This is a genomic window from Phycicoccus sp. 3266 (genome assembly GCF_031456495.1).
In the GTDB taxonomy this organism is placed as follows: Bacteria; Actinomycetota; Actinomycetes; order Actinomycetales; family Dermatophilaceae; genus Pedococcus.
In genome coordinates this window covers 255,244-271,095 of the sequence record NZ_JAVDUW010000003.1, presented here as the reverse complement: position 1 = coordinate 271,095, position 15,852 = coordinate 255,244, and the positions used below count along the sequence as shown (strand labels likewise).

The following is a 15,852-nucleotide window of genomic DNA, read 5'->3' as shown; positions in this document are numbered from 1 at the left end:
CGGGCATGCCGTCCCCGCAGGCCGGAACGCCGCCGGGACAGGCCACGGGACGGCCCTGACCTGCGAGATGGTGACAGCCCGGGCGCTCGGGGCTATGGTCGAAACGGTCAAACCACGGCCTCGCGTTCGTCCCCCGGAGGCTCCCTGTGACCCTCACCGACCCCACCTCGACCCCAACGCCCACCGCGTTCCCCTACCGCTACGACACCGGCCTCGACGCCTGGGACGTCGACGACCAGTGGCTGGCGCTGCACGACCTGCCTCCGCACCGGCACTTCACCACCGAGGACCTTCTCGCCCACGTCGACCCCCAGGACCGCGCGGCGACCCGTGCCTGGCTGGAGGAGCACTTCGCCGAGCCGGGGACGTCCTCCCACACCTACCGGATGCGCGCCGGGCGACGGTCCGGACGGCGCGTGAGGCTCGTCGCACACACGGTCGCGGACCCGTCCTCCCCGCGGCCCTGCCGCGTCGACGGCTTCCTGCTCGACATCACCGGTGACATCTCCCGCTGGCAGTCCGAGGCCGTGGCCTCGGCGGCCGCCTACCGCGCGACGATCGAGCAGGCCAAGGGCGCCCTCATGCTCGCCTTCTGCGTCGACGAGGACACGGCTTTCCGGATGCTCGCCGGCTACTCCCAGCGCCGGAACGCCAAGCTGCGCGACGTCGCCGCGTTCATCACCGACGCCGTTGCCGACCCCCACTTCGCCCACCCGGACCACCCGGTGGAGAGCCTCGTCGACGTGGTGACCCTGCTGCACGACGACCGCACGCACCTGCGCTCGGCCCCGGCGACTGCTCGTCCCACCAGCGCCTAGGCACACGGGGGGCGCTGCTGCAGCACCAGCGCCCGGGGGGACCGGCGCAGCAGCACCGGCGGCGGGCTGCGCGCCGCCGAGCCTTGTCAGCTGGTGCCGGCACCGTCCACGGCCAGCCCACGGCGGGTCACCTCGTCCTTGGCGGCCGCCAGCGTGGCGGCGAAACCACGGGTGCCGTCGAAGCCCCCGCCGCGCAGCGTGTCCGCCACCTCGGCCACCGCGTGCAGCCCCGCCACCATCCGCCCGGCGACGTCGTCGTCCACGCGCGGCAGCAGCATCGTGAGCTCCTGGTGCTCCTCGGCCTCGGCGTGGCGCGAGACCGCGTCGGCCAGCTCGGCGAAGGTCTCCTCGAACTGCGGCGTGTCCACGTCGAACTGCTCGAGCTGCTGGACGAGCGAGGTGGCCTGGTGCTCCTCGTCCACGCGGTCCTTGGCCACCGACGTCCCGTCCGCGACGGCCATGAGGGACGGGTGCACCACGAGCTCCTCGACCGCCTCGTGCGCCGCGAGGTACTCCTGGAACGACCGGTACGCGCCCGCGCGCGCCTCCCCCCTGCCGTCCTGCACGGCGCGCACGAGATCCGTGACGTGGCCGTGCTGCTGGTGGACGAGCGCGGTGACGGCGTCGTGGGGACCTGGCATGGGGTTGCCTTCCGGTGGGGTGCCTGGTGCGCCGGCCGCCGTGGTGGCGTGCCGTGGCGTATGCGTCGTCCTACCCGAGCGGTCGGGCAGCGAAACCGCACCGGAGCCGTCGCGCTCGCGCTCCCGTCGCTGCGCCTCGGCGAGGACCTCGGCGATGTGGTGGGCCTGCCTGCCACCGGCGAGCTCCGCGACCTGGGTGCGGCAGCTGAACCCGTCGGCCAGGACGACGGCGTCGCCGGGCAGGCGGTCCAGCGCGGGAAGCAGGCCGTTCTCCGCGACCTTCCGGCTGGTCTCGAAGTGCCCCCGCTCGAACCCGAAGTTGCCGGCCAGGCCGCAACACCCTGACTCCAGCGCCGGGACCTCGAGCCCCATGTCCGAGAGCAGCGACGCGTCGGCGTCCCAGCCCAGCACTGCGTGCTGGTGGCAGTGCACCTGCGCGGCGCCGTCCACGGGTCGCCCGCTGCCGTCCCCGTCGCCGTGTCCCTCGTGGTCGCGGTCAGCACCCGCGCCACCGTCCTGCCGCCACCTCGGCGCCTGCCAGCCGGGCGAGTGCTTCCCCAGCAGCTCGGCCAGCGTGACGGTCGCGTCACGCAGCCGCGCCACCTCGCGGTTGTCGGGGAGCAGCTCGGTCCCGTCGCTGCGGAACACCGTGGTGCAGCTCGGCTCGAGACCGACGACGAGCGCGCCCTCGCTGATGTGCGGCCACAGCGCCGAGGCCGTCCGCGAGAGTGCCCGCCGGGCCGGCCCCAGCTGCCCCGTGGAGATCCACGTGAGGCCGCAGCACAGCGGCTCGTCCGGGACGACGACCTCCCAGCCCGCGGCCTCGATCACCTCGACGGCCGCGTCCGCGATCCAGGGGTGGAAGTGGTTCGTGAACGTGTCCGGCCAGAGGACCACACGGCCACGGCTTCCACGTCCCGCGCCGCCGGCGTTCGAACGGGCCCGCTCCGCCCAGCCGGCCTGGAACGTGCGCCCCGCGAAGCGGGGCACCTGCCGCGCGTCGAGCCCGGCCAGCCGCTCGAGCAGCGGTGCCACCGGTGAACCGCCCACGGCGTTGGCGACGCGTGCGAGCCCGGCCCGGTGCACGGCATACGCCGCGAGCGGGAGCCAGCCGAGGGTGTAGTGGGACCGCGGCCGCAGCCGGTGCCGGTAGTGGTGCGACAGGAACTCGGCCTTGTAGGTGGCCATGTCGACGTTGGCCGGGCAGTCGCTCTTGCACCCCTTGCACGACAGGCACAGGTCGAGCGCGTCGCGCACCGCGGTCGACCGCCAGCCGTCGCGGATGGTGCCGTCACGGTGGCCGTCGAGCATCTCGAAGAGCAGCCGCGCGCGCCCTCGCGTGGAGTGCTCCTCCTCGCCGGTGGCCTGGTACGAGGGACACATGACCGACCCCGCCTGGTGGCCGTGCTGCCGGCACTTGCCGACACCGACACAGCGGTTCGCGGCGTCGACGAACGAGCCGCCGTCGTGCGGGTAGGCAAACTCCGGCCGGCCCATCGGCCGCGGGACCCAGTGGCCGCCGAGCCGCAGGTCCTGGTCGAGCCGGCGCGCGCGGACGACCTTGCCTGGGTTCATGCGGTTGCGCGGGTCGAAGACGTCCTTGAGCTCCTCGAACAGCCGGACGACCTCGGGGCCAAACATGATCGGCAGCAGCTCGCCGCGGCTCTGGCCGTCGCCGTGCTCCCCCGACAGCGAGCCGCCGTAGTCGCTGACCAGGTGCGCGGCCCGCTCCATGAACCGCCGGTAGGTCGCGACGCCCTCGTCGGTGTACAGCCCGAACGGGATCCGCGTGTGCACGCACCCCTGCCCGAAGTGGCCGTAGAGGCTGGGGCCCGTCTCGCCCTCGTAGCCGAACTCCTCGAACAGCTTCCGCAGGTCGTGCAGGTAGTCGCCCAGCTTCTCGGGGGCGACGGCGGAGTCCTCCCAGCCCTCGAAGGTGTCCGCGTGGTGCGGCACGTGGGCGGTGGCGGCCAGCCCGGACTCGCGCACGAGCCACAGCTCGTGCTCGGCGTCGGGGTCGTCGAGGAACTTCACCTCCGGGTCGTGCTCGGTGTCCCCGAGCGCGTCGAGCATGCCCTGCGCGCGCTGGTCGGCCTCCTCGGTGGTGGCGCCCCCGAACTGCACCATGAGGTAGCCCGTCCCCTCGGGCAGCTCGCGCATCGCCTTGGCGTTGAGGTGCTTGATCTTGTTGTCCACCAACAGCTTGTGGTCCAGTCCCTCGAGCGCGATGGGCTCGTGCTCCACGATCGCGGGAACCGCGCGCGCCGCCGCGATGATGTCCTTGAAGCCCAGGACCACCAGCGTCTTGTGCTCCACGACGGGCACCAGCCGCAGCTTGGCCCGCAGGACCGTGACGAGGGTGGACTCGCTGCCGACGAGCGCCTTCGCCATGTTGAGGTGGTTCTCCGGCAGGAGGCTGTCGAGGTTGTAGCCGGAGACGCGTCGCGGGATGTCGGGGAACCGCTCGCGGATGAGGTCGGCGTGGTCGGTGGCGATGGCGCGGGCCCGGCGGTAGATCGACGCACGGAGGTCGCCGTGCCGCTCGATCTCCGCGTACTCCTCCTCGCTCGTCTCGCCGCACCAGAACCGCGTGCCGTCGTAGAGCAGGACCTCCAGCGCCACGACGTTGTCGACGACCTTGCCGGTGCGCTGGGCCGTCGCGCCGCAGGAGTTGTTGCCGATCATGCCGCCGAGCGTGCAGTTCATGTGCGTGGCCGGTTCGGGGCCGAAGCGCAGGTGGTGCTCGGCCAGGTCGGCGTTGAGCCGGTCGAGGACGATGCCCGGCTCGACGACGCAGGTGCGCTCCTCGGGATCCACCTCGAGCAGGGCGTTGCAGTACTTGGACCAGTCGATGACGACGGCGGTGTTGGTGCACTGGCCGGCCAGGCTGGTGCCACCACCGCGGGACAGCAGGGGCACGTCGTGCCGACGGCACACGGCCACCGCGGCGGCGCCCGCCTCCACGGTGCGCGGCACCACCACCCCGATGGGCACCCGGCGGAAGTTCGAGCCGTCCGTGGAGTATGCCGCGCGGCTGCCGGCGTCGAACCTCACCTCCCCGTCGACCTCCCGGCGCAGGTCCCGCTCGAGGGCCTCGTACGTCGCCGTGCTCGCGCCCGTCATCCGGGTCGTCGCCGTCGTGGGGTTCGCTGCCATCGGGGGCTCCTTTCGTGCACCGGTCGCTTCGGGACGTACCCGTGCCGGGTCCGGCGCAACCCGGCGACGGAGGTCAGGTCCTGCCGATCGGCCAGAGGCCGTCGTCGTGCACCTCCCCGGCGGCCTCGGCAAAGGCGATGAGGCCGCGGGTGAGCTCGGCGCGGTCGGCGGGTTCCATGCGCTGCAGCACCCGTCGCAGGGCGCGACGGCGTCGCTGCATGATGCCGTCGAGGACGTCGTCGCCTGCGGGCGTGAGGCCCAGCCGCACGTGACGGCGGTCGCTGGGGTCCTCGAGGCGCTGCATCAGGCCGCTGCGCACCAGGCGGTCGCACACGCGCGTCGCGTTCGACGGGTGGATGTCCATCCACCCGGCCAGTGCGCTGAGGTTGCAGTCGGGGTGTGCGCGGGCCAGCACGAGCATGCGCACCTGCGCGGGGGTGAGGTCGGTGTCCGACCCCTCGACGGTGACCGCCACGAAGGCCCTCGCGGCCCCCATGGCGGCGTCGAGCTCGGCGGCCCTCGGTGCCGGCCGACGCCGGGTCGAGAGCGCGTGTGCGGACGTGCTCATCAGGATCTCCTTCCGCGGTCCCACGCGCGGACGACCCGGACGTGGAAGATCCTCATCATGAAGCAGTCATTGCGCATGCGCAATCATTGCGGCTCAACTTGCGACTCGGGCACCGTTGTCGTTGCATCGATGACATGCCCTCATCGCAGACAGTCGTCGTCACCGGCGCCACGGCGGGGATCGGCCGGGCCACAGCAGTCGCGTTCGCGGCAGAGGGCGCACGAGTCGCCCTCCTCGCTCGCGGGAAGGACGGCCTGGACGGGGTCGCCCGGGAGGTCGAGGCGGCCGGTGGGAAGCCCCTGACCCTGTCGGTCGACGTCGCGGACGCCGCGGCCGTCGAGGAGGCGGCCGAGACCGTCGAGGCCAGGCTGGGACCCATCGACGTCTGGGTGAACGTCGCGTTCACGTCCGTCTTCGCGCCGTTCCACGAGATCACCGCCGACGAGTTCCGTCGCGTCACCGAGGTGTCGTACCTCGGCTTCGTCCACGGCACGATGTCCGCCCTCAAGCGGATGCGGCCCCGGGACCGCGGCACCATCGTCCAGGTCGGCTCGGCCCTCGCCTACCGGGGCATCCCGCTCCAGAGCGCCTACTGCGGGGCCAAGCACGCCATCCAGGGCTTCAACGAGTCGCTGCGCTGCGAGCTGCTGCACGAGCGCAGCCACGTGCGGGTGACCATGGTGCAGATGCCGGCGGTGAACACCCCGCAGTTCGGCTGGGTGCTGTCCCGCCTGCCGCGGCACGCCCAGCCCGTGCCGCCCATCTACCAGCCGGAGGTCGCGGCCCGCGCAGTCGTGTACGCCGCCCACCACCCCCGCCGGCGCGAGTACTGGGTCGGCTCCAGCACCGCTGCGACCCTGGCGGCGAACGCCATCGTGCCCGGGCTGCTGGACCGCTACCTCGGCCGGACCGGCTACGACTCCCAGCAGACCGACCAGCCGCGCGACCCCGACCAGCCGGTGAACCTCTGGGATCCGGCGGACGGCCGCGACGGCAGGGACTTCGGCACGCACGGCATCTTCGACGGCAAGTCCAAGGACCGGTCCGTGCAGCTCTGGGCGTCCCACCACCACGGCCTCCTCGGCGCGGTCGGGGCGGCTGTCGTCACCGCCGGGCTCGGGGCCTGGGCGCGCCGGAGCGCGTGATGCCGGCGCCACTCCCCCTGCGGGCCCTGGGGGTGCTCACGGTGGCCCAGGGCGCGGCATACCTGCTCGCCACGCGGCGCCTGCTGAGGCTGGTGTCCGGACGCAGTCCCGCCACCGCAGAGGTGCCGGTCACCCGGGTCCTCGGCGCACGACTCGTGGCGCAGGGGCTGGTGCTGTGCCTGGCCCCGGAGGGCGAGCTCGCCCGCGTCGGCAGGCGTACCGCTGCCGTGGACGGGGTACACGGACTGTCGATGGCAGCCCTCGCGGCCGCCTCACCCCGTCACCGCCCCGTCGCCCTGGCGAGCGCGGCCAGCGCCTTCACCTCGGCCCTCTCCACCTACGCCCTCGTCCCCCGTCCACGCCACAGGAGGTACCCATGAGCCAGACCACTGCCGACTACGTCCTCGCCAGGCTGCGCGAGTGGGGGGTCGACCACGTCTTCGGGTATGCCGGGGACGGCATCAACGGGCTGCTCGCCGCCTGGGCGCGGGCCGACGACGCCCCCGCGTTCGTCCAGGCGCGGCACGAGGAGATGGCCGCGTTCGAGGCCGTCGGCTACGCCAAGTTCTCCGGGCGCCTCGGCGTCTGCACCGCGACGTCCGGCCCCGGCGCCATCCACCTGCTCAACGGCCTCTACGACGCCAAGCTCGACCACGTGCCGGTCGTGGCGATCGTGGGGCAGACGGCGCGCTCGGCCATGGGCGGGTCGTACCAGCAGGAGGTCGACCTCGCGACCCTCTACAAGGACGTCGCTTCCGACTTCGTCGAGACGGTCAACGTCCCCGAGCAGCTGCCCAACGTCCTCGACCGGGCCATCCGGACGGCCATGTCGGCCCAGGCGCCGACCGCCATCATCATCCCCTCGGACGTCCAGGAGCTCGAGTACACACCGCCGAGCCACGAGTTCAAGATGGTGCCGTCCTCGCTGGGCGTCCGGTGGCCGACGGTGGCGCCGGACGACGCGGCGCTGCAGGAGGCGGCCGAGATCCTGAACTCCGGCGAACGGGTCGCCATGCTCGTCGGGCAGGGCGCGCGCGGTGCCCGTGCGGAGGTCACACAGGTGGCCGAGCTGCTGCAGGCCGGTGTCGCGAAACCGTTGCTGGGCAAGGACGTCCTGTCCGACGACCTGCCGTTCGTGACCGGGTCGATCGGCCTGTTGGGCACGCGCCCGAGCTACGAGCTCATGCAGGACTGCGACACGCTGCTCATCGTCGGCTCGAGTTTCCCGTACACCCAGTTCCTGCCCGAGCTCGGCAAGGCACGCGCCGTGCAGATCGACGTCGACGCGGGCCGGATCGGGATGCGCTACCCGACCGAGCTCAACCTCGTCGGCGACGCCGCGACGACGCTGCGCGCGCTCATCCCGCTGCTGAAGCCGCGCGAGCGCGGGTCGTGGCGCGAGGACATCGAGAAGGGCGTCGCGTCCTGGTGGGAGACGATGGCGAAGGAGGCCGAGGTGCCGGCCGAGCCGGTGAACCCGATGAAGCTCTTCGCCGAGCTGTCGAGCCGGCTCCCCTCGAACGCCATCGTCGCGGCCGACTCGGGCTCCTCGGCCAACTGGTACGCCCGGCAGCTGCGGTTCCGTGACGACATGCGCGGCTCCCTCTCCGGGACGCTGGCGACCATGGGCCCGGGCGTGCCGTACGGCATCGGCGCGAAGTTCGCCTGCCCCGACCGGCCGGTCATCGTCTTCGCCGGGGACGGCGCGATGCAGATGAACGGGCTCGCCGAGCTCATCACGGTCAAGCGCTACTGGGAGCAGTGGTCCGACCCGCGGCTCGTCGTCGCCGTCCTGCACAACAACGACCTCAACCAGGTGACGTGGGAGATGCGCGCCATGGGCGGCTCCCCCAAGTTCCCCGAGTCGCAGACGCTGCCCGACGTCGACTACGCCGCCTTCGCCGCGAGCCTGGGCCTCGCCGCCCGCACCGTCACCTCGCCCGACGAGCTCGGCCCGGCGTGGGAGGAGGCCCTGGCCGCCGACCGTCCGACGCTGCTCGACGTGCACACCGACCCGGACGTCCCGCCCATCCCGCCGCACGCCACGTTCGAGCAGGTGAAGAACTCCGCGGCAGCGCTGCTCCGCGGCGACGAGGACCGTTGGGGCGTCCTGCGCGAGGGCATCCGCACCAAGGCCAAGGAGGTCCTCCCGGGAGGTCACGCGTGAGCCCGGCAGTGGAGGGACTCGAGGCGGTCGCCCTGCGGCTGCCGGTCGACGCCGACGAGGAGACCGACGGAACCGCGCGCTGGGACGCCACCACCATGGTCCTGGTCCGCGCCCACGCCGCGGGCGTGACCGGCACGGGCTGGACCTACGGCCCCGCGGCCTGCGCCGCGCTCGTCGACGAGCTGCTCGCGCCGGTCGTCGTGGGCCGCCCGGCATCAGGGGTGCCCGGTTCCTGGCTCGCGATGGTGCGCGCCGTCCGCAACGCCACCCGGGCCGGCGCCGTGGGGTATGCCGTGTCGGCCGTGGACGTCGCCCTGTGGGACCTCCACGCGCGGCTGCTGGGGGTCGCCGCCACGGACCTGCTGGGGCGGGTCCACGACGAGGTCGACGTCTACGGCAGTGGCGGCTTCACCAGCTACGACGACGACCGGCTCGCCGACCAGCTCGGGTCGTGGGTGCACGACCAGGGGATCCCCCGCGTGAAGCTCAAGATCGGGCGCCCCGGCGGCGCCGCCCACACCCGGGACGTGGAGCGCATGCGCCTGGCCCGGGACACCGTCGGCGCCGACGCCGAGCTCTACGTCGACGCGAACGGCGCCTACTCCGCCAAGGAGGCCGTGCGCGCGTTCGAGGCCGCCCAGGAGGCCGGTGCCGCCGTCACGTGGTTCGAGGAGCCCGTGTCCTCGGACGACCTCGCCGGCCTGGCCCTCGTGCGGCAGCTGGTCGACGCCGACGTCGCCGCGGGCGAGTACGGCACCGACATCGGCTACTTCGAGACCATGTGCCGCGCCGGCGCCGTCGACTGCCTCCAGGTCGACGCCACCCGCTGTGGCGGCTGGACGGAGTGGCTCCGCGCGGCGGCAGTCGCCGCGGCGCACCACCTGGAGGTGTCCGCCCACTGCGCACCGCACCTGCACGCACCGGTGGCCGCCGCCACCCCGAACGTGCGGCACCTGGAGTGGTTCCACGACCACGTGCGGTTCGAGCGGGAGGTGTTCGCGGGGACCCTCGACCCCGCGGGTGGCAGCGTCCGTCCCCAGCCGGACCGCCCCGGCCACGGCCTCGTCGTCGACGAGGACGCCGTCGACCGGCTGCGGGTGGCCTCGTGAGCTCCCCGGACGGGCCGCCGCTGTGGGCCGAGTTCCCGCCCCACTCGCTGCGCGACTACGCCCTGCTCGCCGACGGGCACCGGGGCGCGCTCGTCGGGCCGCGCGGCGACGTCGTGTGGCTGTGTGCGCCGCGGTGGGACAGCGACGCGGTGCTCGCATCGCTGGTGGGCGGCGAGGGCGGGTATGCCGTGACGCCGGTGGAGCCGTGCGTGTGGGGCGGCTACTACGAGCCCGGGACCCTGGTGTGGCGTGACCGCTGGGTGACGCCGAGCACCGAGATCGAGTGCCGCGAGGCCCTCGCCTACCCGGGTGACCCCGACACCGTCGTGCTCCTGCGCCGGGTCGACGCGGTGGCCGACCGCGCCGACGTCCGCGTCGTGCTGGACCTGCGCGCGGGCTTCGGGAGGGAGCCGTGGCGCGACCTGCGCCGTCACGACGACGGCAGCTGGACGGCCACGGTCGGCGAGCACCGGATGCGCTGGCGGGGCGCCCCCGACGCGGTCGTCGACGCCGACGGGCGGCTGCGCGCGCACCTGTCCGTGGCCCCCGGCGAGCACCACGACCTCGTCCTCGAGCTCGGCCGGCTCGACGACGGCCCTGCCGTCCCGCCGGACCGGCTCTGGGACCGGACGACCGCGGCGTGGCAGGAGCGGGTGCCGGACGCCTTCGGGCACACCGCGGCACCCCGCGACGCCCGGCACTCCTATGCCGTCCTGTGCGGCATGACGCACCCCGGAGGGGGCATGGTGGCGGCGGCCACGCTGGGCCTGCCGGAGAAGGCCGACGAGTCCAACTCCTACGACTACCGCTACGTCTGGCTGCGCGACCAGGCCTACGTCGCCATGGGGTCCAGCGCAGTCGGCCGGCCGGAGCTGCTCGACAGCGCGGTCCGCTTCGCCACCGAGAGGGTCCTCGACGGCGGCCCGCTGCGCCCGGCATACCGGGTCGACGGCTCCGGCCTGCCGCACGAGCGGCGCCTGGACCTCCCCGGCTACCCCGGTGGCACCGACGTGGTCGGGAACTGGGTGCGCGGCCAGACCCAGCTCGACGAGTTCGGCGAGCTGCTGCTCATGTACGAGCGCGCCGCCTCCCTCGACCGCCTCGACGGCGACGGGTGGCGGGCGGTCGAGGTGCTCGTGCAGCACGTGGAGACGGCCTGGGACGAGCCCGACGCCGGCATCTGGGAGCTGGACGACCACTGGTGGACGCACTCGCGCCTCGCCTGCGTCGCCGGCCTTCGTGCGGTGGCGCGCCACGCCCCCCGAGCCCAGGCGTCCCGGTGGGACGAGCTCGCCGCGAAGGTCCTGCACCACACCACGCAGCGCTGCCTCGCGCCCGACGGGTCGTGGCAGCGGGCGCAGGACGTGACCGGTCCCGACGCGGCCCTGCTGCTGCCGCCGGTGCGGGGCGCCCTACCTGCGGACGACCCGCGCACGCAGCGGACGCTCGAGGTCGTGCGGCGCGAGCTCGTCGAGGACGGCTACCTGTACCGCTTCTTCGACGGGGACGACGGCGACGAGCGGATCGGGGTGAGCCAGGGCGCGTTCACGATGTGCGGGCTGATGATGGCACTGGCGCTGCACCAGCAGGGTGACGACGTCGAGGCCGTGCGCTGGTTCGAGCGCAACCGGGCCGCGTGCGGCCCACCGGGGCTGTATGCCGAGGAGTACGACGTCCAGCAGCGACAGCTGCGGGGCAACCTGCCGCAGGCGTTCACCCACGCGATGCTGCTCGAGACCGCCGGAGTCCTCGGCCGCTGAGGGGGCCCGGCACCTCGTCGCCGGCACCTCGTCGCCGGCAGGCGGCGCCGGCCGGTCATCGGGCCTGCGCGCCTATGGCTCCCGCAACGGGTTCGCGACCTCCATCTGGCCCTGCTCGACCAGCCACCGCACCGCCTCCAGCGCCGCGTCCTCGGGCTCGTACCGGGGGTGCCAGCCGAGCAGGCCGCGTGCCTTGTCGATCGCGAGGTACTGGCTGCGGTTCAGGTGGGCCCAGCTGGTGTCGGCGTGCTCGTCCGTCGTGATCGCGCGGAAGTCCTCCCAGGTCTGCGGCTGCAGGGTCACCTCCTGGCCGAACCACCCCGCCGCGATCTCGGCGTACCCGCGCACGGTCAGGGCGCTGGGCGCGACGACGTTGAACGACTCCCCCGACGCCGCGTCGCGGTGCGTGACCGCGAGCTCGAACGCCTGGGCAACGTCGTCGGCGTGGACGTGGTGCAGCAGCTCGGCGCCGCTGCCGGGGACGGCGAGCGGCTCCCCGGCGGACAGGGTGCGCCACACGCCGGGGTCGAGGTTGCCGAGCGGCCCGATCGGCGCCCAGCCGGGACCGGTGATGTGCCCGGGGTGGAGCGAGGTGGTGACCAGGCCTCCCGAGGCCGTCTCCTCCTCGAGCAGGCGGGCGATGGCGTCCTTCGCGATGCCGTACTCGTCGGTGGGCGGGCCTGCCGCCGCGCCGTCCTCGCGGATCGGCAGCTTGCGGCTCGGGCCGAAACGCCACACCGAGCCGCAGTGCACGAGGTGCCCGACCTGCCCGCGCAGCCGCTCGACCAGCGCCGACGCGGACTCGACCGTGAAGCAGACCAGGTCGACGACGGCGTCCGGTCCGAGGTCCGCGACCCGGTCGGGGAACGACCCGTCGCGGTCCTCGGCCTCCCGGTCGACGGCGATGCGCTCGACCTGCTCCCACTCGGGCGCAACGGCATACGGCTCCCGGGTCCCGCGGCTGAGGACGACCACCTCGTGGCCGGCGCGCACGAGGCGCGGGACGAGGAACGTTCCGATGTGGCCGGTACCACCGATGACGACGACCTTCATCCTGCGACCCTACGGGCGCCGTGCGGATGTGGCTCGCGCGACGTGCCGACGTGGCCCGGCAACCACCCGTCCGGCCCTTGCCCCCGCGAGGCCACCCGGCGCATCGTGGTGGCGTGGCCAGGTCCAGGAGCAGGTCGAGGAAGTGGAACGAGCTCAGCCCGGGGGCGCGACGCGTCGTCGTCGTCGGAGGGTCGGTCGAGGCAGTCCTCAAGGTGGTCGCGCTCGCCGACCTGGCACGGCGCCCGGCCGCGCAGGTCCGCGGTCCCAAGTGGCGCTGGGCCCTTGCCATCGTGGTGGTCAACGCGTTCGGCGCCGTGCCGCTCGCCTACTTCCGCTGGGGGCGCCGTCAGGGCACGTAGCGGCGCACACCCGCGAGCTGCACGGCATACGCGGGCGTCGCGACGGGGATGGTCTGGACGCTCTGCCCGGTCGCCGGCGACTGGACCATGAGGCCGGACCCGGCATACATCGACACGTGGTGCACGTAGCCGCTCGAGGTGGCGTAGAAGAGCAGGTCGCCGGGTGCCATCGAGGCGGACGCGACGCGGCGTCCTGCGGGCGCCTGCGCGTCGGCGTCGCGCGGGATCCGCACGCCGTGGACGCGGTAGACCAGCGAGGTCAGGCCCGAGCAGTCGAACCCGAAGCCGGAGCGGCCGGCCCACAGGTACGGCAGCCCGGTGAACGCCCTCGCCGACGCCACGACCGACGCACCCGTGCCCGGCAGCGCACGGCCCGTCGTCGTCGTCCGCACCACGGCCGCCGGGTCCACCCGCCGGACGAGACCGCCCGGGAGCGCCACCCGCACGAGCCCGCCGGTGGTGCCCAGCACCGGCAGCCGGGTGCCGAAGCTCACCTCGACGACGCGGGCGGCCGCCGCATCGTCGCCGCGCAGCCAGGCCGTGGGGGCCACGACCGTGGCGGCTTGCGTGCCCGACCGCGGGGCCACCGCGCTCAGCTGGCGCACCGGCACCCAGCCCGGGTAGCCCCGGGAGTCCTTCGGCGTCGGCTGGTCGGGTGCCACGACCGCGGCCCACGTGCCGCTCACTGCCGTGACGAGCACCCGGTCGCCGAGCAGCGACTGCGTCTCCGCGCGCCCCTGCAGTCCCCTGCGGTCGGCGAGGGTCATCCCGGCCAGCCACCCGCGGACGTCGGCGGGGGCGCGAAGGGCCCGCGAGTCGACGGCCCGCGGTGACGAGGGCGAGTGCCACAGCGTGGCCACCGAGACCACGACCCACGCCGGCTGCCCGGCACGGACGGGGTGTGCCGTCGACGGCCGTGGCGTGCCGGTCGTGGTGCGTGGCGTGGTCGCGGTGGGCGGCCGAGGGGTCGGTTTCGTGGGAGTCGTCGTGGTGGACGGGCTCGGCGACGACGTCGCGCTCGTGGGGCCCGTCGGCCTCGCCGTCGACGACGGCGAGGTGGTCGAGCTGGTCCCTGACGCCGTCGTGGACGAGGGCGCCGACGTCGTGGCGCACGCCGTGAGCGCCACCGCGGACAGCGCCGTCAGCAGCGCACGCAGCCCCGGCCGACCGCCTCGGCCCGTGCGGACACCCGTCTTCACTCCCCCACCGTCCCGTCGACCGGGGCGGCGGCGTCAGTGCCGGAGGTCCTCCGGTCCCTGCCTCAGCCCTGCGGGGCCGCTTCGTATGCCGGCGTGAGCTCCTGCCAGCGCGCGTGCCACTCCGGGGCGGCCTCCTCGGAGGACCAGCCGCCGGGGTGCGCCGACCCACCGGTGGCCAGCGATCGTGCGAGGTCCTCGAGGTGGACCTGCCAGCCGGCGCCGTAGAAGTGCAGGGCGCCCACAGGGAGGCCACGCTCCTCCACCACCAAACGCGTCCGGTCTCCCTCGGGGGTGAGCCAGGCCTCGACCTGGCCCTCCTCGTCGGTGCCCGGTGCCGTGGTGAGGAGCAGGTGGCGCGGCGCCTCGCACACCTCGATGGTGACCGCGCCCGTCCAGGTGCTCGTGAACACCGCGTGCGCCGTCCCTCCCTCTCGCAGGTCGCCCGAGACCTCGGCGATCCAGCGCGCCAGCCGCTCCGGCTCGGTGCAGGCCGCCCACAGATCGTCGATGTCGGTGTCGAAGACGTCCTCGACCCGCACCGCCCCTCGGGTGTCGTCCAGTGCCCTCGTCGTCCCCAGGATGGTCATCGTCGTGCCTTCTTCCCTCGTGCGATCTCGGTGTGCAGGGCGTCGAGCCGGTGCTGCCACAGGATCCGGTAGCCCTCGAGCCACTCGTCGACGGGCGCGAGCGCCTCGGGGCGCAGGGTGTAGATGCGCCGCTGCGCCTCCTGCCGCACGTCGACCAGCCCGGCCTCCCGCAGCACCCGCAGGTGCCGCGAGACGCCGGGCCGGGCGATCGGCAGCGCGTCGGCCAGCTCACCGGCCGTCGCGGGGTGGTCGCGCAGGATGTCGAGCACCGTCCTGCGGCTGGGGTCGGCCAGCGCCTGCATCACCGCGTCCATGCCACCGACCGTACCCGTTCCGTTACGTAACCGCAAGGGTACACACAACACCTCAGCGCAGGACCAGGGCCACCACGTCGACCAGCGCGATGCCGACAGCGGCAACGAACGGCAGCCGTCCGCGCAGGGCCACGGTCGCCACCGCAAGGACCACGCACAGGCCCAGCCCGAGCAGCGCCCAGGCCGGCGCGACCCCCGCAGGCCCGAACGTCGCCACCACCGAGCCGGCCAGCAGCACGACCGCCGCCACGACGCGGACCCGGCCTGCCCCGAGGCGCTGCGGCAGGCCGTGCACGCCCGTCACGGCGTCGTCGGCGAGGTCCGGCAGCGCGTTGAGCAGGTGCGCCCCGACACCGAGCAGCGCGCCGGTGAGGACCATCCACGGCGGCGGCCACTCCCGCCCCGGCCCCGCCAGGGACACGACCGCCGGCAGCGCGCCGAAGGCCACGGCATACGGCACCGCGGACCAGGCGGTGCGCTTGAGGCCGAGGTTGTACGCCCACCCCGACGCCACCCCCAACCCCAGGTGCACGAGCGCCGAGCGCCAGCCGCACGCGAGGGACAGCACCACGCAGGCCACGCCGGCGACGCCGATCGCGGACCGCACCACCGACTCGGCCACCTGCCCGCTCGCCACGGGCTTGTCCGGCCGCCCGACGGTGCGGTCGCGGGCGGCGTCGATGACGTCGTTCGACCACCCGATGGTGAGCTGCCCGGCGAGGACCGCCCCCGTCACGAGCAGCAGGGCCGGCCTCGGAGTCCCCAGCGCCACGGCGAGCAGGGCGGTGAGGACTGTCACCGCGAGCGTCGGGCCGGGGTGGCACGCGCGCACCAGCCCGAGGACGGGAGCGGGGGATGCCGAAGCCGACGCGTCGCGTCCTGGTCGCTCGGGCACGGCCCCACCCTAGGGGCGAGGGTGCGGGGACGACCGCGCTCGTCGTCACCACCGGTCGTGGCGACGATCACGACGCCTCGT

Annotated in this window: 15 protein-coding genes; 8 read left to right on the top strand and 7 right to left on the bottom strand. The window is 74.0% G+C overall.

The window, feature by feature from the left end:
• Positions 1-146 precede the first annotated feature (146 nt).
• Entirely contained in the window at positions 147-818 is a 672-nt protein-coding gene (locus J2X64_RS15650) for an ANTAR domain-containing protein (protein WP_310156531.1), read from the top strand.
• Positions 819-904: 86 nt separating this feature from the next.
• Here the strand turns inward: J2X64_RS15650 and J2X64_RS15645 are convergent, their stop codons facing one another.
• Positions 905-4,615 (bottom strand): FAD-linked oxidase C-terminal domain-containing protein, encoded by a 3,711-nt coding sequence (locus tag J2X64_RS15645; RefSeq protein WP_310156529.1) that lies wholly within the window; start codon positions 4,613-4,615, stop codon positions 905-907.
• A gap of 73 nt (positions 4,616-4,688) precedes the next feature.
• Positions 4,689-5,183 carry a MarR family transcriptional regulator gene (locus J2X64_RS15640; RefSeq protein ID WP_310156528.1) on the bottom strand — a complete coding sequence of 165 codons (495 nt, stop codon included), beginning with the start codon at positions 5,181-5,183 and terminating at the stop codon, positions 4,689-4,691.
• A 134-nt stretch (positions 5,184-5,317) separates the two neighbouring features.
• On the opposite strand from J2X64_RS15640, the gene J2X64_RS15635 reads away from it, so the two are divergent.
• Genes J2X64_RS15635 through J2X64_RS15615 form a run of 5 tightly spaced genes read left to right on the top strand, consistent with a single transcriptional unit; the run spans position 5,318 to position 11,364 of the window.
• Positions 5,318-6,328: an SDR family oxidoreductase gene (locus tag J2X64_RS15635; RefSeq protein WP_310156526.1), complete on the top strand. Its 1,011-nt coding sequence runs from the start codon at positions 5,318-5,320 to the stop codon at positions 6,326-6,328.
• Positions 6,328-6,708, top strand: coding sequence for a hypothetical protein (locus J2X64_RS15630; protein WP_310156524.1), 381 nt, complete (start codon positions 6,328-6,330; stop codon positions 6,706-6,708). The genes J2X64_RS15635 and J2X64_RS15630 overlap by 1 nt, the downstream gene beginning before the upstream one ends.
• Complete coding sequence (locus tag J2X64_RS15625) at positions 6,705-8,495, top strand: thiamine pyrophosphate-requiring protein (protein ID WP_310156522.1); 1,791 nt, start codon at positions 6,705-6,707, stop codon at positions 8,493-8,495. Before J2X64_RS15630 ends, J2X64_RS15625 begins: the two co-directional genes overlap by 4 nt.
• On the top strand, positions 8,492-9,604 hold the full coding sequence (locus J2X64_RS15620; RefSeq protein WP_310156520.1) for an enolase C-terminal domain-like protein: 1,113 nt from the start codon (positions 8,492-8,494) through the stop codon (positions 9,602-9,604). The genes J2X64_RS15625 and J2X64_RS15620 overlap by 4 nt, the downstream gene beginning before the upstream one ends.
• Complete coding sequence (locus tag J2X64_RS15615) at positions 9,601-11,364, top strand: glycoside hydrolase family 15 protein (protein ID WP_310156518.1); 1,764 nt, start codon at positions 9,601-9,603, stop codon at positions 11,362-11,364. Before J2X64_RS15620 ends, J2X64_RS15615 begins: the two co-directional genes overlap by 4 nt.
• Before the next feature lie 72 nt (positions 11,365-11,436).
• On the opposite strand, the gene J2X64_RS15610 is transcribed toward J2X64_RS15615, so the two are convergent.
• Positions 11,437-12,417 (bottom strand): NAD-dependent epimerase/dehydratase family protein, encoded by a 981-nt coding sequence (locus tag J2X64_RS15610; RefSeq protein ID WP_310156517.1) that lies wholly within the window; start codon positions 12,415-12,417, stop codon positions 11,437-11,439.
• A gap of 113 nt (positions 12,418-12,530) precedes the next feature.
• On the opposite strand from J2X64_RS15610, the gene J2X64_RS15605 reads away from it, so the two are divergent.
• On the top strand, positions 12,531-12,776 hold the full coding sequence (locus J2X64_RS15605; protein WP_310156515.1) for a PLD nuclease N-terminal domain-containing protein: 246 nt from the start codon (positions 12,531-12,533) through the stop codon (positions 12,774-12,776).
• Here the strand turns inward: J2X64_RS15605 and J2X64_RS15600 are convergent.
• On the bottom strand, positions 12,764-13,636 hold the full coding sequence (locus J2X64_RS15600; protein ID WP_310156513.1) for a C40 family peptidase: 873 nt from the start codon (positions 13,634-13,636) through the stop codon (positions 12,764-12,766). The genes J2X64_RS15605 and J2X64_RS15600 overlap by 13 nt on opposite strands.
• Between J2X64_RS15600 and J2X64_RS15595 the strand changes: the two genes are divergently transcribed.
• The gene (locus J2X64_RS15595; RefSeq protein WP_310156511.1) at positions 13,629-14,072 is read left to right on the top strand and encodes a hypothetical protein; all 444 of its coding nucleotides are present in this window, start codon (positions 13,629-13,631) and stop codon (positions 14,070-14,072) included. The genes J2X64_RS15600 and J2X64_RS15595 overlap by 8 nt on opposite strands.
• On the opposite strand, the gene J2X64_RS15590 is transcribed toward J2X64_RS15595, so the two are convergent.
• Genes J2X64_RS15590 through J2X64_RS15580 form a run of 3 tightly spaced genes read right to left on the bottom strand, consistent with a single transcriptional unit; the run spans position 14,038 to position 15,771 of the window.
• On the bottom strand, positions 14,038-14,562 hold the full coding sequence (locus J2X64_RS15590; protein ID WP_310156509.1) for an SRPBCC family protein: 525 nt from the start codon (positions 14,560-14,562) through the stop codon (positions 14,038-14,040). The genes J2X64_RS15595 and J2X64_RS15590 overlap by 35 nt on opposite strands.
• Positions 14,559-14,876: a metalloregulator ArsR/SmtB family transcription factor gene (locus J2X64_RS15585; protein WP_310156507.1), complete on the bottom strand. Its 318-nt coding sequence runs from the start codon at positions 14,874-14,876 to the stop codon at positions 14,559-14,561. Before J2X64_RS15585 ends, J2X64_RS15590 begins: the two co-directional genes overlap by 4 nt.
• A gap of 52 nt (positions 14,877-14,928) precedes the next feature.
• The gene (locus J2X64_RS15580) at positions 14,929-15,771 is read right to left on the bottom strand and encodes a UbiA family prenyltransferase (protein WP_310156505.1); all 843 of its coding nucleotides are present in this window, start codon (positions 15,769-15,771) and stop codon (positions 14,929-14,931) included.
• Positions 15,772-15,852: the final 81 nt, after the last annotated feature.